17 protein-coding genes and 6 pseudogenes are annotated in these 25,314 nt (G+C 68.6%); 10 read left to right on the top strand and 13 right to left on the bottom strand.

Annotated elements, in window-relative coordinates; translation table 11 throughout:
* Positions 1-77 precede the first annotated feature (77 nt).
* The 3 genes from ACLLJJ_RS41070 to lanKC all read left to right on the top strand — a co-directional run bounded on the left by ACLLJJ_RS41070 (position 78) and on the right by lanKC (position 4,785).
* Entirely contained in the window at positions 78-1,382 is a 1,305-nt protein-coding gene (locus ACLLJJ_RS41070) for an MFS transporter (protein ID WP_434599902.1), read from the top strand.
* Between the two features lie 14 nt (positions 1,383-1,396).
* Positions 1,397-2,035, top strand: coding sequence for a flavoprotein (locus tag ACLLJJ_RS41065; protein ID WP_434599901.1), 639 nt, complete (start codon positions 1,397-1,399; stop codon positions 2,033-2,035).
* A gap of 170 nt (positions 2,036-2,205) precedes the next feature.
* On the top strand, positions 2,206-4,785 hold the full coding sequence (gene lanKC, locus ACLLJJ_RS41060) for a class III lanthionine synthetase LanKC (protein WP_434599900.1): 2,580 nt from the start codon (positions 2,206-2,208) through the stop codon (positions 4,783-4,785).
* Between the two features lie 660 nt (positions 4,786-5,445).
* Here lanKC and tpg read toward each other — a convergent pair.
* Both tpg and ACLLJJ_RS41050 read right to left on the bottom strand, forming a co-directional pair.
* A pseudogene (gene tpg / locus ACLLJJ_RS41055) lies at positions 5,446-5,853 on the bottom strand (telomere-protecting terminal protein Tpg); the annotation flags it as partial.
* 36 nt (positions 5,854-5,889) lie between these two features.
* Positions 5,890-7,125: an IS701 family transposase gene (locus tag ACLLJJ_RS41050; protein WP_434600671.1), complete on the bottom strand. Its 1,236-nt coding sequence runs from the start codon at positions 7,123-7,125 to the stop codon at positions 5,890-5,892.
* A 166-nt stretch (positions 7,126-7,291) separates the two neighbouring features.
* Between ACLLJJ_RS41050 and ACLLJJ_RS41045 the strand changes: the two genes are divergently transcribed.
* Positions 7,292-7,696, top strand: coding sequence for a type II toxin-antitoxin system PemK/MazF family toxin (locus ACLLJJ_RS41045; protein ID WP_434599899.1), 405 nt, complete (start codon positions 7,292-7,294; stop codon positions 7,694-7,696).
* A gap of 164 nt (positions 7,697-7,860) precedes the next feature.
* A pseudogene (locus tag ACLLJJ_RS41040) lies at positions 7,861-8,739 on the top strand (IS5 family transposase).
* Positions 8,740-8,780: 41 nt separating this feature from the next.
* On the opposite strand, the pseudogene ACLLJJ_RS41035 reads toward ACLLJJ_RS41040, so the two are convergent.
* A pseudogene (locus ACLLJJ_RS41035) lies at positions 8,781-9,760 on the bottom strand (IS5 family transposase).
* Between the two features lie 577 nt (positions 9,761-10,337).
* On the opposite strand from ACLLJJ_RS41035, the gene ACLLJJ_RS41030 reads away from it, so the two are divergent.
* From ACLLJJ_RS41030 to ACLLJJ_RS41020, 3 genes are all read left to right on the top strand, one after another.
* Positions 10,338-11,378 carry a bifunctional DNA primase/polymerase gene (locus ACLLJJ_RS41030; protein WP_434599898.1) on the top strand — a complete coding sequence of 347 codons (1,041 nt, stop codon included), beginning with the start codon at positions 10,338-10,340 and terminating at the stop codon, positions 11,376-11,378.
* Between the two features lie 62 nt (positions 11,379-11,440).
* On the top strand, positions 11,441-12,889 hold the full coding sequence (locus ACLLJJ_RS41025; protein WP_434600670.1) for a DNA primase family protein: 1,449 nt from the start codon (positions 11,441-11,443) through the stop codon (positions 12,887-12,889).
* Positions 12,886-13,290, top strand: a complete 405-nt coding sequence (locus tag ACLLJJ_RS41020; protein WP_434599897.1) for a DUF6009 family protein — start codon at positions 12,886-12,888, stop codon at positions 13,288-13,290. The genes ACLLJJ_RS41025 and ACLLJJ_RS41020 overlap by 4 nt, the downstream gene beginning before the upstream one ends.
* A gap of 474 nt (positions 13,291-13,764) precedes the next feature.
* Here the strand turns inward: ACLLJJ_RS41020 and ACLLJJ_RS41015 are convergent, their stop codons facing one another.
* The 6 genes and pseudogenes from ACLLJJ_RS41015 to ACLLJJ_RS40990 all read right to left on the bottom strand — a co-directional run bounded on the left by ACLLJJ_RS41015 (position 13,765) and on the right by ACLLJJ_RS40990 (position 17,002).
* On the bottom strand, positions 13,765-13,899 hold the full coding sequence (locus ACLLJJ_RS41015) for a hypothetical protein (RefSeq protein ID WP_434600710.1): 135 nt from the start codon (positions 13,897-13,899) through the stop codon (positions 13,765-13,767).
* Between the two features lie 14 nt (positions 13,900-13,913).
* Positions 13,914-14,027: pseudogene (locus ACLLJJ_RS41010) on the bottom strand (hypothetical protein); the annotation flags it as partial.
* A 40-nt stretch (positions 14,028-14,067) separates the two neighbouring features.
* Positions 14,068-14,354: pseudogene (locus ACLLJJ_RS41005) on the bottom strand (transposase); the annotation flags it as partial.
* Positions 14,355-14,738: 384 nt separating this feature from the next.
* Positions 14,739-15,089 (bottom strand): annotated as a pseudogene (locus tag ACLLJJ_RS41000) (site-specific integrase); the annotation flags it as partial.
* Between the two features lie 279 nt (positions 15,090-15,368).
* Complete coding sequence (locus tag ACLLJJ_RS40995) at positions 15,369-15,674, bottom strand: hypothetical protein (protein ID WP_434600709.1); 306 nt, start codon at positions 15,672-15,674, stop codon at positions 15,369-15,371.
* Positions 15,675-15,808: 134 nt separating this feature from the next.
* Positions 15,809-17,002, bottom strand: coding sequence for a PucR family transcriptional regulator (locus ACLLJJ_RS40990; RefSeq protein ID WP_434599896.1), 1,194 nt, complete (start codon positions 17,000-17,002; stop codon positions 15,809-15,811).
* A 174-nt stretch (positions 17,003-17,176) separates the two neighbouring features.
* Here ACLLJJ_RS40990 and ACLLJJ_RS40985 point away from each other — a divergent pair, with 174 nt between their 5' ends.
* Together ACLLJJ_RS40985 and ACLLJJ_RS40980 are read left to right on the top strand one after the other, a co-directional pair.
* Entirely contained in the window at positions 17,177-18,733 is a 1,557-nt protein-coding gene (locus ACLLJJ_RS40985; protein ID WP_434599895.1) for a GMC family oxidoreductase, read from the top strand.
* Positions 18,730-20,442, top strand: a complete 1,713-nt coding sequence (locus ACLLJJ_RS40980; RefSeq protein ID WP_434599894.1) for an aldehyde dehydrogenase family protein — start codon at positions 18,730-18,732, stop codon at positions 20,440-20,442. Before ACLLJJ_RS40985 ends, ACLLJJ_RS40980 begins: the two co-directional genes overlap by 4 nt.
* Positions 20,443-20,740: 298 nt before the next feature.
* Here ACLLJJ_RS40980 and ACLLJJ_RS40975 read toward each other — a convergent pair whose 3' ends face one another.
* From ACLLJJ_RS40975 to ACLLJJ_RS40960, 4 genes are all read right to left on the bottom strand, one after another.
* Entirely contained in the window at positions 20,741-22,327 is a 1,587-nt protein-coding gene (locus ACLLJJ_RS40975) for an MmgE/PrpD family protein (protein WP_434599893.1), read from the bottom strand.
* A complete protein-coding gene (locus ACLLJJ_RS40970; RefSeq protein ID WP_434600669.1) occupies positions 22,324-22,836 on the bottom strand; it encodes a flavin reductase family protein in 513 nt (170 codons plus the stop codon). The genes ACLLJJ_RS40975 and ACLLJJ_RS40970 overlap by 4 nt, the downstream gene beginning before the upstream one ends.
* 97 nt (positions 22,837-22,933) lie before the next feature.
* Positions 22,934-23,878, bottom strand: coding sequence for a diacylglycerol/lipid kinase family protein (locus ACLLJJ_RS40965; RefSeq protein ID WP_434599892.1), 945 nt, complete (start codon positions 23,876-23,878; stop codon positions 22,934-22,936).
* 54 nt (positions 23,879-23,932) lie between these two features.
* Entirely contained in the window at positions 23,933-25,306 is a 1,374-nt protein-coding gene (locus ACLLJJ_RS40960) for a cytochrome P450 (protein ID WP_434599891.1), read from the bottom strand.
* Positions 25,307-25,314 lie beyond the last annotated feature (8 nt).

Here is a 25,314-nt window from a genome sequence, read left to right as displayed (position 1 = left end):
CCCGCCGATCCGTCCGGCTTTACGACCGCCGTTACGTCCACCAATCCGCCCGTTCCAGGAAGGCCGAGGAGGTTCTTGTGCGCTCAAGCCCCCGCCACGGCGGCTTCACCGTCCTGCTCACCTCCACGCTGTTCTCCGGAGTCAGCAACGCGATGGCCGCCGTCGGCCTGCCCTGGCTGGTCTTGGAGCACACCGGCGAGGCCTCGTCCGCGGGCCTGGTGGCCGCGGCCGGCTCCCTCCCGCTGCTCGCGGGCATCGTCTTCGGCGGAGTCGTGGTCGACAAGATGGGCCGCGTGCTCACATCGGTCGTCTCCGATGTCCTGTCGGCCGTCTCGGTGCTCCTGGTCGCCGTCTTCTACCTGCAGGACTGGTTGCCTCTGCCGCTGCTGGTGGCACTGGTCGTCCTCGGAGCCGTCTTCGACCAGTCGGGGGTGATCGCCGAGGTGGCCCTGGTCGCGGACTACGCCAACTCCGGCGGCCTGTCGCCCCAACGGGCCAACGCGCTGCACGCGGCCGCCACCGGCCTGGCCGCGACCTGCGGCCCGGGGCTCGCGGGTCTGCTCATCGGCGTGACGGGGGTGGGCTGGATGCTCTGTGCGACGACTGTGCTGCCCGCGCTGGCCGCGGCTCTCACTTTCGCCGTACGCAGATCGGTGCCCTCCGGCCGCGGCACAGCACAAAAGACGCTCACCATCGAGTCGGGCGAGGCGGCCCCGCGCGCCGTCCGCCGCCACCTTGCGTACGCCGTCGAGGGCTTCTCGGTGGTCCGTGCGAACCGGCTGCTGCGCGTACTGGCCATCCTGTCCTTCGGCTTCAGTATCGGCTCACTGCCGGTGCAGAACATCGCCCTGCCACAGCACTTCCAAGCACGCGGCAGCCCTGAGGTACTGGGACTGTTCCTGTTGTGCACCTGCGCCGGAGGCATCGTCGGAGCTCTCGCGTTCGGCGCCCTGACCCGCAGGATTTCCAAACGGACACTGTTCATCGCGGCGATCGCCGGCTCCAACGTGCTGCTCTTCGCCCTGGCCACCCTGCCGGACACCCTGCCGCTGCTCGTACTGGCCACGGCGCTCGGCCTGGTCGCCGGACCGATCACCCCCATCTTCAACATCGCGCTCCAGGCCCGGGTGCCGACCGAGGCGCTCGGCCGGGCCATCAGCGTCTTCACGGTGGCCGCCTGCATCGCCGCACCGGTGGGCTATGTCGTCTGCGGTCCCTTGATCGACGCCTTCGGGGCGGGCGCGGCACTCCTTCTCCTCGCGGTGGCGATGGTCCCCATCTCCCTTGTGGCGCTCCTCTCCCCCGCGCTGCGCGCGCTCGACAGCCCCGTGCTCCCGGTGGGGCCGGCCAACCCCCGCCCTGTTGCCGAACGAACCGAATGAGGAAGGGAACTCCGTTGCCACCCACCACCGCCCCCCCGGCCTCCGGGGCCACGACGCCGTACTTCACCGGCCGCACGCTGTTGCTCATCGCCTCCGGCGCCGTCAACTCCGTGCACCTGCCGTACTGGTTGACCTGGCTGCGCAAGCAGTATCCCGAGGTGGCCGTGAAGGTGGTGGCCACGCGCAGCGCACTGCGCTTCACCACCCTGCAGGCCCTGTCGGCGCTCACCTCTCACGAGGCGATCGTCGATGCCTGGCCGGACGAACCCAGGCCCACCGCGCTGCACATCGACCTCGTCGAGTGGGCCGACTCGGTGGCCGTCTACCCGGCGTCGATGCACTACGTCTCACGCGCCGCCCTGGGTCTCGCGGACAGCCCCAGCCTGCTGACAGTACACAGCACCGCTGCCCCGGTGGTGATCGCTCCGTCACTGCCACCACGGGTGGAGGAAAACCCGGTGTACATGCGGCACATCAAGGCGCTCGAGGAGCGTCCCAATGTCTCCGTGGCACCCACCCAGGCTGCCGTCAGCGTCACGACGGGCCGCAAAGAGGCGCGCTCCTCCGCACCGCTGTGGACCGTTCTGGCGGCCCTGGAGAACCTGCGCGAAGCGACCGCCGGCGGCATCGATGAAATACAGGGCAGAAATTGAAGGAAAGATATTGACCCGCCCCGGAGAAGACCGCATGCTTAGTCAAGAAATACCAGAACGGCCATTTCGAAAGAATCCAGATATCACCTTTCGAAATCCTTCGGACTACTTTCCGAAATGCCTTTGAGTATGCAGAATGTAATGCACTCATTGATCGAGCGGGGGAAATTGTGGCCACAGGGGATCGTCAGATCTACTGTTACGCGGACCAGCAGTTCTTCGAGATGCCCGACCGCTGGAATCGCGGCCTTCCCCCGTTCGTCGTCTCGCAGCGCCCCGCCCCGGACGGCTGGACCAGGGCCGTACGGGGCAGCTGGACCCAGCTGACGCCCCCGGCGGCCCCACCCCGTACCCAGGGATGGAAGATCCACGTTTCGGCCGGCCACGAGCAGGCGGACGCGGCCTGCGCCATCGTGTGGGAGTTCTGCATCCGCGAGAACGTCCGCTTCAAGCACCTCACCAGCCCCGAGGTGTATCTGGCTCACAACGCGAAATACGCCCCCAGGTCAGGCAGCGGAAAGCTCCTCACGATCTACCCTGCCGACGACGAGCAGCTGCTCGACATCCTGCAGGACCTGTCGAAGGAGCTCGACGGAATCACCGGCCCACGCGTCCTGAGCGACCTCCAGTGGCCGGGCAGCCCGCTCTTCCTGCGCTACGGAGCTTTCGTCGAGCTGTTCTGCACCGACACCGAGGGCTCGGTCGTGCCGGCCCTGGTCGAACCCGACGGCGGACTGACCCCCGATCTGCGCCGCCCGGTCTTCACGCTCCCCGACTGGGCCCCGGTGCCCCCTTTCATCAAAGAAGTAATGTCACGGCGCACAGCACAGGTGGAATTTCCCTACCGAATACAGAAAGCACTGCATTTCTCGAACGCCGGCGGGGTCTACGCTGCCGAGCGCAAAAGCGACGGAAGCGCCTGCGTACTGAAGGAGGCCCGCCCGCACGCGGCCCTCGACATGCAGTTCGGTGATGCGGTCGGACGACTCCGCCAGGAGAAATGGGCGCTAGAACTGCTGGACGGCGCCGACGGGGCGCCGCGACTGCTGGACTATTTCTCCGTCGACAGCCATGAATTCATGGCCATGGAGTACATAGAAGGCGTCAATCTCTGGGTATGGATGGCTCGCAACCACCCCATGCTGATCGCCGACTCCCCGACCCCCGCGGACTACGGGGCGTACACCGACGAGGCACTCGCCCTTCTCGGGCAGGTGGAAGAAACCATCAGTGCCTTCCACACCCGGGGCGTCGCCTTCGGTGATCTGCATTTCGGCAACGTCATGGTCCGGCCCGACGGAACAGTCGCCCTCATCGACTACGAGGCAGCCTTCGCCGCCACGGACGAGGACCATGTGCCGGCCCTCGGCACTGCGGGCTTCTCCGCCCTGTGCGGCCGACGGGGAGCGGCGATCGACCACTACTGTCTGGCCGCCCTGAAGGCCGCCCTCTTCTTCCCGTTCGAGAAGGTGCGCGCCCTGGACCGGTCCAAGACGGCCGAGCAGCTGGCCTTCATCGCCGAACGCTTCCCGCTGCCCGACGGGTTCCTCGACTCGGTACGGCGTGAACTCCTGCCCGAGGGGACTCGCCCTGATCCCGCGCGCCGCCTCGCCCTCGAAGCGGGCCCGGACTACCGGCACGACGCCGCCGCTTCCATGGCGTCCGCCATCGCGGCGTCCGCCGACGTACAGCGCCACGACCGGCTCTTCCCCGGCGACTCCGAACTCTTCAGGACCGGCGGCGCGGGATTCGCCCACGGCGCCGCGGGGGTCTTGTGGAGCCTGCACACAAGCGGATTCCCGGTACTCCCCGCACATCAGGAATGGCTGGTCGATGCGGCCCGCACACCCCGCCCCCACCAGGGCTTCTACGACGGCGCCCACGGCATCGCCCATGTCCTGGACCAGCTGGGACACACCGCAGCGGCCGAGGAGTGCCTGGACCGGGCCGCCGAACCGTCACGCCACGTACGAAGCATCGGCCTGCGCGACGGGCTGGCCGGCATCGGACTCAACTACCTCCACCTCAAACGTCGTTGGCGCACCACACGTTTCGACCGGGACATCACCACCATCGCCGAACGCCTGTCCGCGGCCCTGCACGCCAACCGCCCGCTCACCGGCCCGGGAACCCATGCGCCGCATGTCCGGGCGGGACTGATGCACGGCTGGTCGGGAGTCGGGCTCTTCTTCCTGCGCCTCCACGAGGACCGGCTCGACCCCCAGCACCTCGATGCCGCCGCGTCCGCCGTGCACCGCGACCTCGACCATTGCGTCATCACGGCCAACGGCTCCCTGCAGGTGGAGGATCCCAAGGTCCGCACCCTGGCCTACCTCGACGTCGGAAGTGCCGGCATCGCCCTGGTCGCCGACGAGATCCTGGCTCTGCGCCATGACGGCCGTCTGCACGAACAGCTCCCCGCCCTGCTCGACGCCTGCGCATCGGAGCTGGTTCTGCAACCACAGCTGCTCACCGGCCGCGCCGGCCTGGTGGCCGCGCTGGAGCGCAACGGCCGGCGCGACCCGGGCCTGGACACCGACCGTGCCGTGCGGCGGCATCTGGCGCGCTTCGACTGGCACGCGCTGCGCTACGAGGGGCACTTGGCCTTCCCCGGCGACTTTTCACTCAAGCTCTCCATGGACCTTGCCACCGGCACCGCCGGCATCCTGCTGACCGCCCAGGCCGTCATGGGAGCGAAGGGCTCGTTCCTTCCCTTCTTCACCGACCGGCCTCCCGTCGGCACCGGCTGACCGGCAGCACCGGGCAGCCCCACAGACCCCCCTCGATCACCGATCGCGGGCCCAGGCACCTCACGGCGCCTGACCTCCGACGAACACCAGCCATTGAAAGGAGGTGTGTGACATGGACCAGATCCTGGACCTTCAGGGCCTCGAGACCTCCGGCGAGGAGACCGAGCTTCCCGTCAGCACCCTCAGCGCCACCTGCTGACCCCCGCCCATCCGCCACGACTCACAGGGAAAGGAGGTGTGTGACATGGACCAGATCCTGGACCTTCAGGGCCTCGAGACCTCCGGCGAGGAGACCGAGCTTCCCGTCAGCACCCTCAGCGCCACCTGCTGACCCCCGCCCATCCGCCACGACTCACAGGGAAAGGAGGTGTGTGACATGGACCAGATCCTGGACCTTCAGGGCCTCGAGACCTCCGGCGAGGAGACCGAGCTTCCCGTCAGCACCCTGAGCGCCACCTGCTGATTTGTTTCGCGCAGGTAGAGCATGGTGCGGGGGGTCGACGACGCCTCGCACCATGCTCGCCCGCAGGACCGGCCGCCCGCGCCGGACCGTCCTCGGTCAGGGGGCCGGCGTCCAGTACGGATCGCGGCCCGTCGACGCCAGCAGTTCCTCGAACGGCGTCGCCCCGTCCCGCGTCGGGTACTGGTCCGCGAACACCTTCATTGCCGGGCCGTCGGACCCCCGTCTGCTGGCCGACGCCTCCCGGCGCCACCTGACCACCTGGCGCCGGCACCCCGCCTCACGACACCGCACGCCGCGACCGCGTCGACGAACCACCCGCGCGCCTGGTCCTCCACCATCATGCCGCTGGAGGTAGACGCTTGTTCGCGCGCGTGTGACCTGACCTGCGGCTGCCACTCGGATTCCGTCTCCTCCACCAAGGCGGCCTGCTTCTTCTGTGGCTTCGTCAGCTTCCCGGCGAGGTAGCGCTCCACTGTCCGGCGTGAGGTGCCCAGGCGCTCCGCCAGTGCCTTGGTGGATCCCTTGTATCGCGTGCGAAGGAATTTCATACGCGCTTTCGCGGATTTCGACGCGGGCCGGGTGAAGATCTCCCGCTCCGCCCGTGCGAGGGCCTCTAGTACTCCAGCCGTAGATCGTGATCTTCATGCCTGAGTGGCTTGTCGTCGGTAGTGGCTGGCCTGGGATCGGGCCTGGTGGCGGCGTCGCCAGTCGGACCAGCCGAGCCGGTGGACGGCGTCGTGGACGGGTTGGACGACGAGCGTGACGAACAGTCGTTGGATCTCGTTGCAGGTGAGCGGTATGAGGGCTTCGGGTGCGGGGTGGCGGGCGTGTTCGTCCGCGCGGACGACGGCCAGGAAGGCGTGGGCGAGCATGACCAGGGTGACCCAGCGGGACCAGGACGGGTAGCGGCGGACCTGGTGCTCGTCCAGGGCGGCCAGGCCCTTGCCGGACTGGAAGAACTCCTCCACCCGCCACCTTGATCCAGCAACTCGCACCAGGGTGGTCAGCGGCACCGGTGCGGGCGAGTAGCAGCGGTAGTACGCGAGTTCGCCGGTGCTGCGGTTGCGGCGGATGAGCAACTGGCGATTCCCGGGCCGGGAGTCGACGAGGTCGATGACGACCCAGTCGTAGAAGCGGTGGCCCTTGGCTCCGGCCCCTGCGGACAGCTTCTGCCAGGCCCGCTTGGGCACCTTCTTGGCCAGGGCGTCCGCGCGGAACTTCCCGGCGCCTGTGGTGACTTCGTGCGAGCAGGCCACCGCGAGGACGTAGCCGGTGCCGCGTTCCTCCAGCGTGGTTCGCAGCGTCGGGTTGCCGCCGTAGACCTCGTCCCCCGCAACCCAGGCGGCCCGGTGGCCGGCGTCCAGGAACCGGGCGACCATGCGAGCGGCCAACTCCGGCTTGGTCGCGAACCCTGTCTCCTCGCCGAGCCCGGCGGCCCGGCAGCGGTCGGAGTCGGAGGTCCAGGAGCGAGGAACGTATAGTTCCCGGTCCACCGCGGCGTGTCCGCGTCGTCCCGCGTTCACCAGGTAGACAGCAACCTGGGCGTTCTCGATCCTGCCCGCGGTGCCGGTGTACTGCCGCTGCACGCCGACCGTGCCGTTGCCCTTCTTCACGTCGCCGGTCTCGTCGACTACCAGAACCGCCTGGCCGTCGTGCAGGTGCTCCACCACGTAGCCACGCACGTCGTCGCGGACCTGGTCGGCGTCCCACTTGGCCCGCCCGAGCAGGTGCTGCATGCCGTCCGGGGTCCTCTCTCCGGCCCACTCGGCGATGGTCCAGCAGTTCTTGCGCGGCAGGTCCGACAGCAGGCCGAGTACCAATTGCCGGACCCGACGCCGGGGTTCGACCCGCGTGAACCGGCCTGCGATCCGGCTCATCAGGCCCTCGAAAGCCTCCTGCCAGCGGGCAGGGTCTACGCTGTGACCTGCGGCCACCACATGATCGTTTGTCTTCACACACCGATGATCAACGGTGGCCGCACCCGTCTCCACAGCGTGTCAGGGTCGCGCAGCGTTTGCCTGCCGTCCTGTGTCAGGAGGACATGTGCAACGTGGCGAAGTCTGGTGGGTCGAGTTCGACGAGCGGCGGCTGGTCGTACTGCTGTCGGTAGACGACGCGTCCGGGATCCGGGCGATGCAGGTCGTCGCTCCGGCGGGCGTCGACATCAGCGGTCTGGGCGTCGAAGTGCGAGTTGGCGCCATGGAAGGACTGCCTTTCGAAGGCGTGCTGCGGTTCGCCCTCGCGCGTCCAGGCTTAACCCCTTGCACGTGGCTAACCACCGTGTCCCGGGACGACCTGATCGAGCGGGCAGGCGTCCTGTCCTCCCCGAAACTCAGCGAGATTGAGGATGCCCTCCGTCTCAGCGGACAGGCGAAGGAGCGGACCCCGGCGACAACCGCGAAGCTCAGCGAGATAAGGGACGCCCTCCGTCTCGGCGGCCTCGGGTAGGCGGGGAAGGAACCGACACCTCCCGATGGCGTGGCCGATCTCGTCCAGACGATCAACGCTGGCCACCTGTCTCCTCGGCACCCTTCACCATCGAGATCACGAACTACGGCTGGAGTACTAGGACGTGTTTGAGATGTTGATCAAGGTTATGAAATGATCTTGGGATGTCTCGTGGTGACCTGACGGACGCGCAGTGGGATCGGCTGGAGCCGCTGTTGCCTCCGATACCGAAGATGGGCCGGCCTCCGAGGGATCGGCGGCAGGTGTTCGACGGGATCTGGTGGCGGGCCCGGACCGGCTCGCCCTGGCGGGATCTGCCCGAGCGGTACGGGCCCTGGGAGACGGCATATGCGGTGTTCCGGCGCTGGCAGGTCGACGCGACCTGGACCCGGATCCTGACGAAGTTGCAGGTCAAAGCGGATGCCGACGGGATCATCGAGTGGGAGGTCTCGGTCGACTCCACCGTGTGCCGCGCACATCAGCATGCCGCCGGGGCCCGCAAAAAGGGGCTGACGATCCGGGCCGGCCGCGCGAGGACGGCCTGGCGGCCGAGCCGGACGACCACGGTCTCGGACGTTCGCGCGGCGGGTTGACCACCAAGATTCACCTCGCCGTCGACGCTTCCTTCCACGTCCTGGCCGCTGTCATCACCGCCGGACAGAAGGGTGACGCACCGGCCTTCGAGCAGGTGATGGCCCGGATCCGTGTCCCCCGGACCGGTGGTGGGCGCCCACGGACCCGGCCCGTCCACGTGCTTGCCGACCGGGCCTACTCCTCCCGCGCCATCCGCTCCTACCTGCGCAAACGCCAGATCCCGCACACCATCCCGGAGAAGCGTGACCAGGCAGGACACCGCCTCCGACGAGGTTCGGCAGGCAGACGCCCACCTGCCTTCGACCGCGAGATATACAAACGCAGGCACAAAGTCGAGTGGCCGATTCGCCCTGCTGAAACAAGCCCGTGGCGTCGCCACGAGATACGACAAACTCGCCGTCCGCTACAAAGCCACCGTCCAACTCGCCTTGATACGACAGTCGCTATGACCACATCTCAAACACGTCCTAGGGCCTGTGTGATGTCGTGATCAGTCGGCGGTCTTTGATAGGTCGTCGATCCAGATCATCGCGGCGCGGAGGTGGACGCCGGCGAGGTAGCTCTCGGGCGATTTGTCATATCGGGTGGCGATTCCTCGCCAGGCCTTCAGCTTGTTGATCAGGCGCTCGACGGTGTTCCGCTCCTTGTAAAGGTCCGCGTCATAGGTGACGGGTCGGCCACCTCGTGCGCCCTTCTTCTTCCGGTGGGCGGCCTGGTCCTTCTTCTCGGGGATGACCGCTTTGATGCCGCGTTTGCGCAGGTAGGAGCGGTTGCCGCGGGATGAGTAGGCCTTGTCCGCGGCGACCGCGCCGGGTCTGCTGCGAGGGCGGCCGACGGGCAGGCGGACTCGGACCCGCGCGAGTACGGGGATGAACTGGGGGCTGTCCCCGGCCTGCCCGGCGGTCAGGACCAGCGCGAGCGGACGGCACCTGCGGTCTGCGGCGAGATGAAGTTTGCTGGTCAGCCCGCCCCGGGACCTGCCGAGCACAGCTTCTTTCAGGCGGAGCTTGCGCCTGCGCCGGGTCCGCCGGCGCTCGTCCTGTCCGTTCTGTTCCTCCGGTCCGCCCCTTTTTGCCGTGCGGTCTCCTGCTCCTGCGCGGCTTCTTCCAGGGCGTCCATGAGGTGCTTGCTGACACGCATGCCTGCGGCGTCGTGGTGGGCGCGGACCGCTGTGGAATCCACGCTGACCAGCGACAAGTCTGTTCGTCCGGCGCGGGCGCCTTCGGCGATCAGGCCTTCCAGCAGGGCGGAGAACACGCCGGCGTTCCGCCAGACGCGGAAGCGTCCGTAGACGGTGGCCCAGGGGCCGAACTCTGCAGGCATCTCCCGCCACTGACCGCTGGACCTAAACCGCCAGATCACACCCTCGAACTGCTCCCGCAACCGCTCCGGATACGGACCGTACCTACCGATCGGCAGATACGGCTCGATGAACTTCCACTGATCATGGGTGAGTTGCCTACGCGTCACGACCAAGGTCCTACCGGATCCCGCTCCCACAAAGAGGCGAAACACGGTAACTGATCACGACATGACACAGGCCCTAGACGCCAACCGGTTGTTTTCCGGCTCCTTCGTTCGTGCCTGGCAGGGTGCACGGTCGTGGGGGCGTGGTCCTGCCGGGCACGAACCACCAACAACTTCACAGAGGCACGACTGCCGTCCCTGTTCGCGAAGGAGCGGTCATCACAGACTTTTTACCCGAGTCAGCGACCACCCTCTGAGGAACCCAACCAAGGACAAGCAGTTCTCAATGCGGGCTCGTACGACGCGGTGTGGCAGGAAAAGCTCCTGAGCAACCTCGGCCTTGGGTCGCTTGGGTCGCTCCGGTCGTCTGGGTGGCATGTTCAAGAAGTGGCTCCGGCTTCGCTCCGGGGGTTAGGGATTGTCGGGGCTGTCTCGGCTAGCCTGTGGTGACTACCCTTTGGTCTTTGAGTCGCTTCGGTCGCTGAGAGGAACTGCGCATGGCCCTGACCTGGGGATTTCCAGTAGCGACTCAGTACGATTCCCAGTGACTGATGAAGTGGGGTCCAGGCCTGGGGGTCCGTTGGAAGTCGCGCTGTGGTGCGCCGTACAGGGCTGGCCGGTGCATCCCCTGGCGCCTCGGCGTAAGACTCCAGCGGCCAACTGCCATGCCTGCAGGGGCAAGGCACACAACTACCGGGACTGTGCGTGTATTGCGTTGGGTCGCTGGTGCCACGGCTTCCACGCCGCAACCTGCGACCCCAGTCTGATCAGCGCATGGTGGGGCGAGCGGCCGGACTTCGGAGTGGGGGTCTCCTGCGGGCCGGCCGGACTGGTGGTGATTGACGTCGATGCCCATCAGGCACCACTGCCGGGGCCAGGGCGGCTGCTGCCGGGCATTCACATTCCCGAAACGGTGTCACTGCGGGGTCTGCGCCACGGATTTCATAGTCTTGCCGTCCTCGCGGCGCTGCGCGAAGCTCTGGACCCGGCCCAAGACGAGTCGACCCTGCGGGTGCGGACCCCGTCGGGGGGCATGCACATCTGGTACGCCTCGGAGCTCGGACAGGCCTGGCGCTGTTCTGCGGGCTCCAGTCCTTCCCGTGCGCTGGCCTGGCAGGTGGATGTGCGGGCCCACGGCGGTTACATCATCGCGCCCGGCACCAAAACGGATACTGGGTCCTACCGGGCACTGGGCACCGTGCGTAGGCCAGCCGCGCTCCCTGGCTGGCTTGCGGTGGAACTCGCCCGCACCGGGCACCTACCGGCGCCTCCGGCCCAACGCACTACAACGCCCATGCCCCGGCGGGCGCATGAAGCAGTCATTGCCGCTGGCGGAGGGCGTGATGTCGCAGCCCGCACCTTCGACACGGTGCTGGCCGCAGTCATCGGCTGCGGCGCCGTAGCCGAGGGCGCCGGTTTCAGCGACAAACTCAACCGCGCTGCCTACACCGCAGGCGGCCTAGTGGGCGCTGGCCATCTGACCGCCAAAGAAGCCGAAATCGCCCTACTGGGCGCTGCCGCTCAGGCACGTCCCGGACAGGAACGGCGCGCCCTACAGATCATCCGAAGTGGGATGACCGCGGGCAGTCGGCAACCGCTCATTCTGGGAGACCGTACGTGAACCACGCACCCGGCCCCTATGACGAGGGGCTGTTCGACCCGTCGGAAGTCGCCCGGCAGATCATGCTGTCTCCCGCGGTGGTACCTGCCCAGGCCACCGCCGTCCAAGACCCAGCAGGCCAGGCCACCGAGCACGGCCTGCTGGCGGACAGTCTCAGCGACCGCGGTAACGCAAAGCTGTTCGTCTCCCTGTACGGACGGGACTTCCGCCACGTACCTGGGCTGGGCTGGTACCGCTGGTGCGGGTACCGCTGGGAGATCGACGAAGATGACACCGTGCTGTGGGCGGCCGGCGAGATGGCCGAATCCCTTGCCCAGAGCGACCCGCAGGGACGCCACAACAGCACAGCGTTGCGCCGGCACCGGCGCCGCTCACTGTCGACGTCGGGCATGAAGGCCATGCTGATGCAGGCCAAAGCCGCACCCGGCATGGTCCTCAACGCGTCGCTGCTGGATGCCGACCCATACGCGCTATGCACCCCCGAGGGCGTCGTCGACCTGCACACCGGCCTGCTCGCCCCGCCCGACCCGGAGAAGCACTACCACTCGCGAGCAACCAGCATGGCCGCGCGGGCCATGCCCACGCCCCGCTGGCAGCGGTTCCTCACCGACACCTTCGGTGACGATGACGACGGCCACCAGATGATCGACTTCGTGCACGAGCTGCTGGGCTACTCCATCACCGGCGACGTCGGCGCGCAGATCATGCCCTTCCTCTACGGGCAGGGCAAGAACGGCAAGAGCGTCCTGCTCGATGTGATGGTCAAACTCCTCGGGGACTACGCCGACGCTGCCCCGCCCGGCTTCCTGATGGCCCGTCCCTTCGAGGGGCACCCCACCGACCTGGCCGAGCTGCACGGCCGGCGCATCATCGTGTGCTCCGAACTCAAGCCCGGCGACCGCTTCGACGAGGCCCGCGTCAAGCACCTCACCGGCGGCGACCGCATCAAAGCCCGCCGGATGCGCCAGGACTTCTTCAGCTTCAGCCCCACCCACAAGCTCTGGCTGCTGGGCAACCACCGCCCCGAGGTCGGCACCGGCGGCTACGCGTTCTGGCGACGGATGAAACTCATCCCCTTCGAGCGCGTCGTCGCCGACGACCGCAAGGTCGACAACCTCGCCGACGTCCTGGTCACCGAGGAAGGTCCCGGTATCCTCAACTGGCTGATCAGCGGCGCCCGCCGCTACCTCACCGGCCCCCGGGACCTCACCGGGCCCCAGCAGGTGCGCACCGCGACGACCGCGTACGCCGAGACCGAGGACCACACCGGCCGCTTCCTCGGCGAGTGCTGCACACTGGATCCCGCCATGCGCGCCGAACAGGCCCAGCTCTACAGCAGTTACAAGAACTGGTGCCAGCTGGAAGGCTCCAACCCCGTCTCCTCCCGTGCATTCGCCGCCCGGGTACGTGAAAACGTCGGTCTTGCCACCCCGAAAGACATGATCTTGTCGAACCAGCGGAAGTTCTACCCTGGCATCGGACTCAACGCTGAACTGGGAGACAACGCATGAGCGCGCTCATCGAGCCCTCGCAAATCGCCCACGAAAGCGAACTCGTATGGCTCGAGGACACCGAGGCCCTGGACTACGTACGCCAGAGCCTGGACCGGCTCCCCACCCGCCGCGGAAAGCCCGCCTACCACCGCGACGGCCGCATGGTCGGCTACGCCACCCTCAGCACGGAGGCCCGCTCCTCCAGGGCCTCAGGGACCTTCCTGCGACGGGTTTTCTGGCTCCTGCCCCACGACCGGGACGGCCAGCCCGACGGGCTCTACGAATCCGGCGCGCCTTCCGAGGCCGTCGATCCGCGGACCCTCTCACCCCGCGTCAAAGGCTACAAAACCCAGCGCTCCGAGGGCGGGCCGGAATCCGACGCGATGCGTGAACTCGGAATAACGCTGCCAAAATCCTGAGCCACGCCGCTCCACCCAGTTCAGCGACTCAAGCGACTGCTGCCCGTACCTGCTCTCAGGGACGGGCAGCAGTCGCTCCATGGGCAGCGACTCAAGAGCGCAGCGACGCAGCGACTGAGTCGCTGTGGCTCCGGTCGATGAAAAAACACAGGTCAGAGCACTTTCATGAGCCCCTCAGCGACCGAAGCGACCCAAGCTTGGGATTATGAAGACATTCCCGTGTGCGTGTGTGTGCGTCATAGATAGAGGGCTTGAGTCGCTTCAGTCGCTTTCCGTTGTCCTGCAGGTCTTTGACCTGCAGTCTTCTACCGTCGAACCAACAGCGACCGAAGGCTGCTCAGTCGCTCCAGCACAGCGACCTAACTTTCAGCAACGCAAAGGCAGCACTCTGGTACTCCCCAAGTTGCAGACTCGCGCTTGCGCAGTCCCCGGAGCGGTAAGCAGCAGCTACGTGGGCTTCGAGGTTCTCGCTTCTCAGACCTCGATGTACGCGACGGCGACCACGGCCCGCAGGGCGGTCACGTAGTAGATGACGCGCACTCCGTCGACCTCATCCGCGTAGTCGCGCAGCAACGTGCCAGTCCGGTGATCATTTCGTAGAGCACGCATCCGAGCGAGTACAGGTCGGACCGGTGGTCGGAGGCGCCATTGAAGCACTCGGGTGTCATGTAGGCCGGGGTGCCGATCAGGACGCCGGTGGTGGTGATGTCGTGTCGGGCGTCGCTGCTCTTGGTGATGCCGAAGTCGACGACCGTTGCCTTGCCGCTGGAGCGGACGAAGGCCGAGGGCGTACTTGAAGTCGATCCTGGCCCGGACCGCCTCCGCGGCCTGCCGGTCGGTCAGTCCACTCGACGAACTGCAACACCAGCACCAATGCCAGCCGCCCCGGCGACAAGGCGGGCTTGCCCCGGGCCGGGAACAGGTCCGCGAACTCCTCGTCTGTGAACAACGGCCCCAGCTCGTCCCGCAACCGGATCGCAAGACTCCCCCTTCGGGAACGCGGCACGCGGCACCCGCACCGTCTCCGCCGGAACCGCGTCCGGACCCTTCGGCTGCATCGACACCCGCACCCACCCCATACGACAACGTCGGCCTGCAAGACCACAAACGGGTCTTGCAGGCCGACGTCACGCGAGGCCCCGAATTAACCAACAGCGCCGATTCGATTCGGTCCGGGGCCCGCGGGTTATGTGAGGCATGTAGTCACAGAGGTGACCAGGAAGGGCACGTCATCGGTGACCACCTTGCCGGGTCCTGGGGCAGGGCCGCGCGCACCTGCCAGGTCGGCCTGGCAGGTGCTCCATGCCACGGAGTGAGCGGCGGGCGGGTCTGTATGGTCGCCGCCGGCCTCCAACCGGACGACGTCGCCGGACGGAGCAGCTTGTTGGTGCCACGTTGCCTGGGGCTGCGCGGGGCCGCCGATAGTCGCGCAGCCGGCGTGGAAGCAAGCGAGCCGGGGTCTCGGAGTCCGGCACCGCCAGCCGCTTCGCCCAGGCCGGGACCGCCGGACACTCGTAGCCGCGCTCGCGACACCACGCCAGCCAGGACAGCACCGATGCCCGGCGGGAGTTCCAAGTGTTCACCGCCGCGGTGCCCCAGAGCACTTCGAGGGCTTCCCCCATTTCATCGTCCGCGACCGAGCCGAGCGGCCGGCCCTCGCCGATCCGCAGCGCAGTCTTGCCCACCCCGATCCCATAGGCGCGGACCGTGTTCGGGTTGCCGAGCGAGTCGAGGAAGAGATCGGCCGCCGTCCGGACGCTGAGCGCCTTGCCGGTCGGCAGCTGTACGACGCTGGGCACCGCTTCCCCCTTGCCACAGATAACAGGGCCGCTTCGCGTAGGACCCGAAGAGCGTCACCGCAGGTGACGAAGCAAACTACCGCGGATATTGGGGTGTTATCTGCGGGAAGACTTCAGCCCCATCCCGGTGCCGATGCTCCGTCAGCCGCCGACCACGGCCGACGAGGCTTAGCGCACGATCTGACATGGATGTTCCTCAAGCCCCAAAACCACAGGGGCGAAATGCGTTCCCATCACGCAGCAGGGCTTCGGCGAAGTCGCGTGACGTCCGTTTCGTGATCACGCGAGCCCGAGGAGGGTGAGGGGCCGGTTCGCGTCACGGGCGTTGTGGCGGAGGGCGGCGGCGATGTTGGTTGAGCCGGCCAGTCGCGGGGCTCCGATGGCGAGGTTGCGGCAGGTGACCATCACTCGGGGCGCGTTGCCGGTACGCAGTTGTGAGGCGTCCTCGGTGAACGTGGTGTCTCTGACGTGGTGGAGGGCCTCGACCTGAAGCCCCCAATTCTCCGCAGCCGCTTCACAGAAGCTGAGCCAGAACCGCGAGTCGTGAACAAGGCCAGCCCTCCAAGGGGCACAGAGACGAACCACGCCACTTGAATGCATGGATTGCGGAGACTGAGTCCAGCGGTGAGCCGCTCCGGCCGTAGGGGGGAGAAATGCGGCGTTGGCCCGACATCCTGCGGGCCGTCATCTCGCGTGGCAGCCCGCAGATGTTCCCCGGCTCAGGCGATCCACAGGCCAGATCCCAGCCGTACGGCCTGGAGGGCGACATAGAGCTCCGCCGACGCCTTGGCGTCCGTGGTGCGTCGCCCCGTCAGCTCGGCGATCCGGTTGAGGCGGTACAGGACCGTGTTGCGGTGGCAGTGCAGGCGCTGCGCGGCTGCCGCCGTAGAACCGCCGCTGGCGAACCAGGTGTGCAGGGTCTCCAGCAGCTTGGTCCGCTCCGCCTCCGGCAGGGTGCGTAGCGGGCCCAGTACGGCCTGGGCCACCTCCGCCGCAGTGTCTGGGGAGACCGCCGCGAGGATCGCGACCGGTGAACTCCCGTAGACATGGGCTCCGTTCGCCTCGGGCGGCAGACACTGCACCGCCAGCTGGGCCTCACGCCACGCCGTGGGGGCGTTGACCGGAGCGTTGAAGGGGCGGCTGACACCGAGGCGGCCACGCGCGGTGCCCGTGAGTTGGTCGACGGCGGCGTCGAGCAGTTGCTCGTTTGGGAGCGTCATCAGGCCCGCCAGCGTGCCGATCTGGCAGACCCATTCGGAGCCAATGCCGATGGCCCGCAGCCGGTCTCCCAGCCGGGCCGGCGCCTCCTCGCTCGCGTGGGTCTCGGCGCACACCACGAGAAAGGTGCCCTTGCGGTCCAGCTTCAGCACCCTCGCGATCTCCCACGCCTCGGCGCTCGTCCCGGCCCGGCCATCTAGCAGGGTCGCCAGCATCACCCTCCGGGCTACGGTGTCGCGCCCGACCCGCACCTCGACCGTGCTCCGGTACGCCTCGGCGGCCGCATTGGAGTATTCGTCGATCGCCATCCAGATGCCTGACACCTTGGGCAGCAACTGGGCCGCGCTCTCCTCTTCCGAGGTCAGCAGGAGGAGCCGTTCCCAGAGGAAGCGCCCGGCCGTGCGGTAGGCGTGCAGCAGCGCGGCCAGCGGGATGCCCTGAGAGGCCTTGAGTCGTCCGGCCGCGCGCGGGGCGTCGAGCGTGCTCGGCCCGCCCCCCAACGCCGTGAGCAGCGTCAGGAGGTTGGCGCGCACCGCTGTGCGCAGCCGGTCCCGGTCCAGCAGGGTGCTCTCGGCGTAGGATTCTTCGCTGTTCATGATCTCGACGGTCAGCTCTTCGGAGAGCGCGTCCACATCGACCAGCAACCGGCCGACCAGCACCGCGACAGCCTCGTCGGATCCCAGCTCTGCTGTCACGCGCTGATTCTAGGTTCCACCCTGTGTGCGCGGGCACAAAAAGACGGCTCTTTTTCCGGCCCCCCGCCTATGGCCGGATTCGTGAGGGAGGGGTGGAATCGCGAAGAGCGCGTGGCGCATCGTCAGACCTCGGATGCGGCGGTGGTACGGCCATGGCGGATCAAAGGAGATCGGATGAACACCTACGACTACGTCATCGTCGGAGCTGGATCCGCGGGGTGCGTGCTGGCGGCACGGCTCTCAGAGGACCCGGGCGTCCGCGTAGCGTTGATCGAGGCGGGCGGAGCCGACACCGCCCAGGAGATTCACATCCCTGCCGCCTTCGGCCTGCTGTTCAAGAGCGAGCTCGACTGGGACCTCGACACGGAGCCCGAACCGGGACTCGGAGGTCGCCGCGCCTACTTGCCCCGAGGCAAGGTGTTCGGCGGCTCCAGCTCGATGAACGCGATGATCTACATGCGCGGCAACCCGGCCGACTACGACGGATGGGCCGCGGCCGGGGCCACCGGCTGGTCCTACGCACAGGTGCTGCCGTACTTTCGCCGCTCGGAGGACAACGAGCGCGGGGAGGACGCCTTCCATGGGGTGGGGGGCCCTCTGCGGGTGAGCGATGGGCGCTCTCGCCACCCCCTGGCGGCCGCCTTCGTCGAGTCCGCCATACGGGTCGGGCACAAGCGCAACGACGACTTCAACGGCGAGTCTCAGCTGGGCGTGGGCACCTATCAGTTGACCCAGCGCGACGGCATGCGGTGCAGCGCGTCCGTCGCCTACCTCCACCCCGCGTTGCACCAGGAGAACCTCACCGTGCTGCCTTCGGTCCGGGCCCACCGGGTGCTGATCGAGCACGGGCGGGCCACCGCAGTCGAGGTGCGCCGCGACGGCGCCGTCGAGGTCGTCCGCGCGGAACGGGAGGTGATCCTCTCCGCAGGCGTCTACGAGTCCCCGAAACTGCTGATGCTGTCCGGCGTCGGGCCCGCCGCCGCGCTGTCTACCTTCGGCATCGACGTGGTGGCGGACCTCCCCGTCGGCCGGGGACTCCAGGACCATTACATGGCACTGCTGAACTTCCGCACCCACGTCGAGTCGCTGATGACCGCCGCGGCCCCAGAGAACGCCGCCCTCCTCCAGAGCGAGGGGCGCGGGCCGCTGACTTCCAACATCGGTGAGGCGGGCGGGTTCTTCCGCAGCCGCGACGACATCACACTCCCCGACGGGCAGCTCCACCTGGCCCCTGTGCTGTTCCACCAAGAGGGCCTCGGCCCTGTCGCCGAGCACGGGTTCGCACTCGGCCCCTGCGTCCTGGCCCCCACCAGCCGCGGGCAGGTGACGCTGCGCTCGTCCCGCCCGGACGCCGCCCCACGGATCGTGCACAACTACCTGACGACGGCTGAGGACCGCGACTGCATCGTGAATGGGGTCCGGATCGCCCTAGACATCGCGGCGCAGTCCCCGCTCGCCGAAGTGATCACCGGTCAGTACGACGTCCCCGAGTCGGACTCCCGGGCGGACGTCCTGGCCTGGGCCCGCACGTCTGGGATGACGCTGTTCCACCCGACCTCGACCTGCGCCATCGGCTCTGTGGTCGATCCCGAGCTGCGCGTCTTAGGGGTGGAAGGGCTGCGGGTCGTCGATGCGTCGGTGTTCCCCTCGGTCCCCCGGGGCAACACCAACGCCCCGACCGTCATGGTCGCGGAGAAGGCCGCCGACCTCATCAAGGGAAGTGTGCGATGACCGCGTCGGCGTCGGCCGTGGAGCAGGAGGCGCAAGCCGACCAGGCCTTGGCCGACCTTGTCCGGGGCGAGGCGGCCTGGGCGCTGTGCGATCTGCCCCACCGCAGGCGGCTGCTGGAACAGGTGCGCGCCGCCACCGCCGCGCAGGCGCCCGCCTGGGTGCGCGCCGCCGCCGCGTACAAGGGCCTGCCCGAGAGCAGCCCGCTGCTCGGCGAGGAATGGACCTCGGGCCCGTACCCCGTGCTGACCGGCACGGCCGCGCTCGCCGAGAGCGTGCGCGCGCTGGAGGAGGGGCGCAGCCCGGTGGACGGGTTCTTTCTCGGGGAGGCGCCGGGCGGGCGCGTCGCTGTACGGGTCCTGCCGCACGGCGTCTATGACCACCTGCTGCTGAGCGGGTTCAGCGCGGAGGTGTGGATGCCCCCAGGCGTAGGCGCTGAGAGTGTGCGCGAGCGTGCCGGGCTCGCCCTGCGCCAGCCCGCCCGGACGGCGGGCATCGGGGTGGTCCTCGGCGCCGGCAACATCACGTCCATCCCGGTGCTGGACGTGCTGTACGAGTTGTACGCCCACAACCGCGTGGTCGCCCTCAAGCTCAACCCGATCACGGATGGGCTGCTCGACGTATTCCGCGCGGTACTGGCCCCGCTGATCGAGGTGGGAGCGGTACGGATCCTGACAGGTGGTGCCGATATCGGAACCCACCTGGTCCACCACCCCGCTGTGGGGCACGTGCACATGACCGGCAGCGCCGCGACGCACGACACGATCGTCTTCGGTATCGGAGCCGATGGCGCGAACCGCAAGCGGAACGGGACGCCGCTGCTGACGAAGCCCATCACCAGCGAACTGGGCGGCGTCTCCCCGACCCTCGTGCTCCCCGGCGACTGGTCGGAAGCGGACCTGCGCTTCCAGGCCGAGCACGTGGCCACCCAGCGGCTCCACAACGGCGGCTACAACTGCGTCGCGGCCCAAGCCGTGGTTATCGGCGCCGACTGGCCCCAGAAGAACAACTTCCTTGCCCACCTGCGCACGGCGCTAGCCAGCTTCCCGCGGCGTCCCGCCTACTACCCGGGAAGCGAAGACCGGGTGCGGCAGGCCCAGGAGGCCTACCCCGGCGCCCAGACTCTTGAGGGGTGTGTCCTCGTCGAGGGCCTCGACCCGCGCGCCCCCGGGCCACTGCTGACCACCGAGTACTTCGCACCGGTACTCGGGGTGGTCGAACTGCCCGGAGACGCACGGGCATTCCTCGACGCCGCCGTCCGCACCGCCAACGAGGATTTCGCCGGCACGCTGGGCGTGAACCTCATCGCCCACCCGCGCACCCTCGCCGGCCTCGGCCCCGCCCTAGAGGAGGCGATCGTCGCGCTGCGGTACGGCACCGTCGCGGTGAACGCCTGGACCGGGTTCGGCTACCTGACCGCGGCCGCCAGATGGGGTGCCTTCCCCGGGCACACCCTGAACGATGTGCGGAGCGGCATCGGGGTCGTGCACAACGCGGTCCTGCTCGATGGCCCCGAGCGCACCGTCGTACGGGGCCCGTTCCGTCCCGCTCCCCGCTCCCTCCTGCACGGCGAGGCCTCCTTGTCCCCGAAGCCCCCGTGGTTCGTCACCAACCGGACCGGCGCGAGCACGGGACGCCTGCTCACCGAGTTCGCCGCCGCCCCTCGGTGGTCCGCCCTGCCCGGAATCTTCGCCTCCGCGTTGCGCGGCTGACCGCCGGGCCCAATGGCACCGCAGGGCGCTCCCGGACCAAGGCTGGTGGCCCGTCCCGGCCCGGAGCGGGAGGGTTTCGGTGCTTGGGTGGGGCAGGCGGCTTGCGGGTGCCTGAAAGCACGGGTCCGCCCCACTGGACGCGTGATCCTTTACCGTATCGAAAGCCTCATGCTCCGACCCCGCACCGCCACCCAGTCATCCTCATCAGCCGAGGAATCCAAGCACACTTACTCGAACTCCTCGGCATCGACCAAATGCGACCCCGCTGGCTGGAAACCTAAAATCTCCATATACGAAGTCACCGACCAGGTGCCACTGAGGCTCCCGAGAGCTCCCGGTCGGCCGGGAGCGGCCCGACGCGCACCGCACGGCTCAGTGCTCGGGCCGTCTGGGACGGATCGAGGAGGTCGATGGCCTCGAGATCGCACAGCACCTCGTCCGCACCGCCGACAGAGCGGAACTTCTCACCCACGATGGAGCGGTGGTCCCGACGCGTCGCCGGGCCCGCCGAGCCGGTGAAGGTCTCGCACTCCTCGGTCAGGGCTGTGCCATCGGCCAGCTCGATGTCGACTCTGGCGCCGATCGCCATCGTCGCGTTCTCCAGGGTCTCCTCCTGCGGGCCCAGCCCGGCCAGGATGCGCGGCACGTCCTCACCGCCCCAGGCGATCAGTTCCGGCCAGTCCAGGGCGCGGTCGCCCGCCTGGCGCAGTGCCTCGCCCAGGGGGGACGTCGCCTGCACCATCCGCTCCGACAGCCGCATGTCGTGCTCGACCGTGACCCTGTCAGCCAGGGCCCAGCGGGCCTCGTCGCCGATGGCCGACGGGGTCAGGTCCTCGACCCCGAAGGACCCCGTCAACAGCAGTGTGGCGACACCGTACCCGACCGACAGGGTCGCGGCGGAGACACTCGTGCCCGGACCGTCCAGGGCCGGGGTTACCTTCCGCTCCATCTGCCAGGTAAGCAGCGAGCCGTGGACGATAACGCGCCGGACGCGTGAGAGATCGAGCGCGCCGAGCCGCCGGTGGAGACGCTGCGCGCAGTCGAAGGCCGCGTGCAGGTAGGCGCTGCCCGGGAAACGTTTGTACGACAGCGTGTCCGTGTGCCACCGGCGGCCCAGGCCATGGGTCACCGCGTCCGGCAGGGGCACCGCCGACAGATGCGCCAGTAGCCCCTCGGGATGCTCCAGGATGGTGTCCGGCCCGGCCAGCCCGTGGGCCGCGGCGTCGCACGCGTCGAGCGCCAGGCGGACCGGCGCCGCCGCGCTGAGCGCCTTGACGTCACTGGTCACTACCCCGTGGTGGAGGGGGACGGCCAGGATCCCGAGGGCCAGACCGAGGCCCGCCGTCCACTCCCGCTCGGACGCGCCCCGGGCGTGGAGCCGGGCCGCCGCCGCGCTCGCCAGGTGGCAGTGTGTGTTGGTCTGGCCGCGGAAGAAGGGGCTGAGGATGGTCGCCGCCGAGATGCGCGCCGCGCACTCGTTCGCGACGACGATCGAGGTCAGCAGCGACTTCCCATCGAGCCCACCCCGCGCCGCCTCCGCGATTGCGACGTTCACCGCCCCGGCCGACACATGTCCCGAATAAGCCACCTCGTCGAAGTCGAGGGCCGTCGCCAGCGCCGCCAGTACGTAGGCGGACCGCCCGGCGTCGGACTGGAGCGGGGGGCCGAACGCCTCGACGATCCTCCTGCCGAGGGGGTGGTTCAACGAGCCGCGGACGGCCGCGAGGTTCGAGACGAGCTGGCTGCGGGCGGCCGCGCGGGTGTGCACGGGGATGTCCTCGTAGGTCACCGTGCGGGCCCAGGCGGCCAGCGTGGCGGTCAGACTTGCCCGCGCACCGGCGCTGGGCGGAGCGGATGCGGCGACGGCGGGTCCGGTGGACGTCATGTTCGCCTTCCTTCGTCGTACGGCGGCGCCCATGGGTGTGCGCGTGCCGGACCGCCTGTGAAACCGGCCGGCTCCTGCAACCCCCAGTAGGCGCGCTCGTGCCACAGCAGCGGACGGCCGTCGCCAACCCGCACTGCGGTCAGCCGTCCGTACACCACGACGTGGTCTCCGACCTCGTCGAGGGAGTGGACGTCGCACCAGCCGACGGTCAGTGTCCCGCCGATCGTGGGGGCGCCGCGCACCAGCCGGACCTCGTGCCCCAGGTCCTCGAACCGCGAACCGTCACTGGGCGGCCGACTGAACCGGTCCGCCAGGTGCGACTGTTCCTCGGACAGCAGGTGGATGGCGAAGCGCCCGGCATGCCGGATCGCGGTCACGGTCCGCGAGCCGCTCGAGATGCAGCACAGAACGATGGGCGGCGCGATCGACACGCTGGTCAAAGTGCTCACGGTTGTCCCCGACCACCCGGAGGCGCCGCACGCCGTCACCACGGCCACGCCGGCCGTCATTTTGCGGAAGTACGCGCGGCACGAGGCGTCGCCGGGCGCCGTTCCGCCAGCGTCCACCGCCTCCGCCGGCCGTATGGAACCGAGACGGACCACAGGATCAGCCCTCCTTAAACCACGGAGGGGCGTCCGCCGCGGTCAGCACCGTCAACGCCGCGGGCACGACATGGATGTCGTACGAAGGCGTGGTCCGCGGCATGACCTCCCCGTCGTGTTCGTACAGCACCGGCTGCCCGCCGGTCTCCTCGACGGTGATCCGCTCGCCGCGGCCCCAGGTGATGCCTGGGACGGAGTAGACGTCGCTCTGGACGGCGGCCTGTGCGAAGGCCTGCATGTCCGCGGCCGAGGTCACCACAGTGATGTCGAGCTGGCCGTCGTCGACCAGCGACTGCGGAACCAGGTTCAACAGCCCCCCGCGGTAACGGAAGCCGCCGACGATCGTCTCGACGATGCCGCCCTCGTAGAGCACCTCGCCGTCGACGGTCACGCGCCCCTGATACGGTATGTGGCTCTCCATGGCGGCCACGGCGGCCGCCATCAGCAGGTTCCGCCCCTTCTCGGGCCGGTCGCGTGCGGCCAGCAGCGTCGCGGCGAACAACCCGCTGCCGGAACCGAGCACCACGATGTGGTCGTTCTGCTCGATCCGGGCCAGATCGATCCTCCGGGTGGCCGCCCCGCCGCGCAGGGCCAGCGCGGCCACCGTCTCCCACGGCGCGTCGTTCCACAGCCCGCGGTAGACGGAGTTGCCCGTGCCGCCCGGCGCGACGAGCAGGGGCGGAACCGCCAGGGCCCCCGACTCGGCGGCCCGAAAGATCCCGGTGGCCACCTCACAGATCGTGCCGTCGCCCCCCACGCTGACGATCAGGTCGGGCGGTGCGGCGCCGGCGGCCATTTTGTACGCGATGTCGCGGGCGTCACCAGGGGCGGTCGTGCGCACCGTGCGCACCTCGGTGGCGCCGACCGCTTGCAGGCTGGCCACGATCCGGTCCCCGTCACCCCCTGCCGCCGGATTGACCACCACGGCGACGCGCAGACGTTGAGTCATGCTCCTCCTACCTTTCCTGATGCTGTTCCCGACCAGTGCCTGACCGGACCGGACCTACGACTCGAGCCTGCGCACGACGCTGACGCGCGCGCCTCGCTTGGGGATCATGGTGATGTGGTTCATGGTGCTGCCCTCGTCCTCGGGATCGACGGCCCTGAGCTCCACGACCCGCAGCACCCCCGCCAGCACAGTCTCGACCTCCATCTGGGCGAACATGGCGCCGATACACCGGCGTACGCCGCCGCCGAACGGGATCCAGGCATTCTGGGGCGGGCTGCCCTCCAGCCACCGCTCCGGCCGGAACAGCTTCGCGTCGGCGCCCCACAGCCGCGGATCGCACTGCACGGCCCCCACGGACGGCAGCACCGCGACCCCGGCGGGAAGCCAGTAGCCGCCCAGTTCGATCGGTTCGGTCAGCCGCCGGGCCACGTTGTGGATCACCGGCCTCACCCGCAGCGCCTCCTTGAAGACCGCCGTCCGGTACGCATCCTTCGGATCGTCGAGCCCTTCGCGCACCCGCGCCAGGACCTTCGGGTGGCGCAGCAGGCGCTCGAAGAGCCAGGACAGCGCGACTGCGGTCGTCTCGTGCCCCGCCACGAGCAGGGTCATCACCTCGTCGCGCACGACCTCGTCGTCGGGCTCGCTCTCCACCAGCATCGACAAGACATCCGTGCGGTCGGAACGCCCGGGGTCGCGCCGACGTCTGGCGATCTCCGCGTAGATCAGCGCGTCGGCGTGCTCGAGGTTTCGCACCACGTTGCGCCAGGGCCAGACCTTGCCGAGCCCTGGCCGGATCCACACCAGGATGTCGGAGAGGCCGATGTCGGACACCTGGCGCAGGGCCCGGCTCAGTTCAGCCGCTCGATGCAGGTCCTCGACGCCGAACACGACTCTCACCATGATCTCCAGAGTGAGCGCGTAGGCCCGCTCCAGGAACTTCACGGGTTCGCCCACCGGCCAATTACGCGCCTCCTGTTCGGCGATTTCCCGCATCGTCGTGGTCAGCGCGGCGATGCGGTCGTGGTGGAACGGCGGCATCATCCGCTTGCGCGCAGGCTTGTGGTCGGGAGCGTCGAGGGTCAGCAGCGAATGCCGGCCGACGATCGGCACGAGGAGCGAGTTGCCCTCACCCGCATGGAAGACCTCCGGCGCGCCCCGGAAGACCTCCTTGATGTGCTCAGGATTGCGCAGGATGACGAACGGGCCGCCCGGCACCACCCGCAGAGTGACGATGTCCCCGTACCGGTCGTGCATCTGCGGCAGGTAGTGCTGACGCCCCCGGCGGAAGCTGATCGTCTGCCTCAGCACGGATTCCGGCGGTCCGGGAGGCATCCGGTCCATCGACTCGGTGATCGACACGCTGCTGATCGAGGCCGATGTCATCAGCCGCTCGTTAGCGCTCGCGTTGTCGCGTCCGGCACTGCTCATGGTGCTCT

Origin of the sequence: Streptomyces sp. A5-4, assembly GCF_051131715.1 — a bacterium.
In the GTDB taxonomy this organism is placed as follows: Bacteria; Actinomycetota; Actinomycetes; order Streptomycetales; family Streptomycetaceae; genus Streptomyces.
This window is presented reverse-complemented; position numbering and strand designations above follow the sequence as displayed.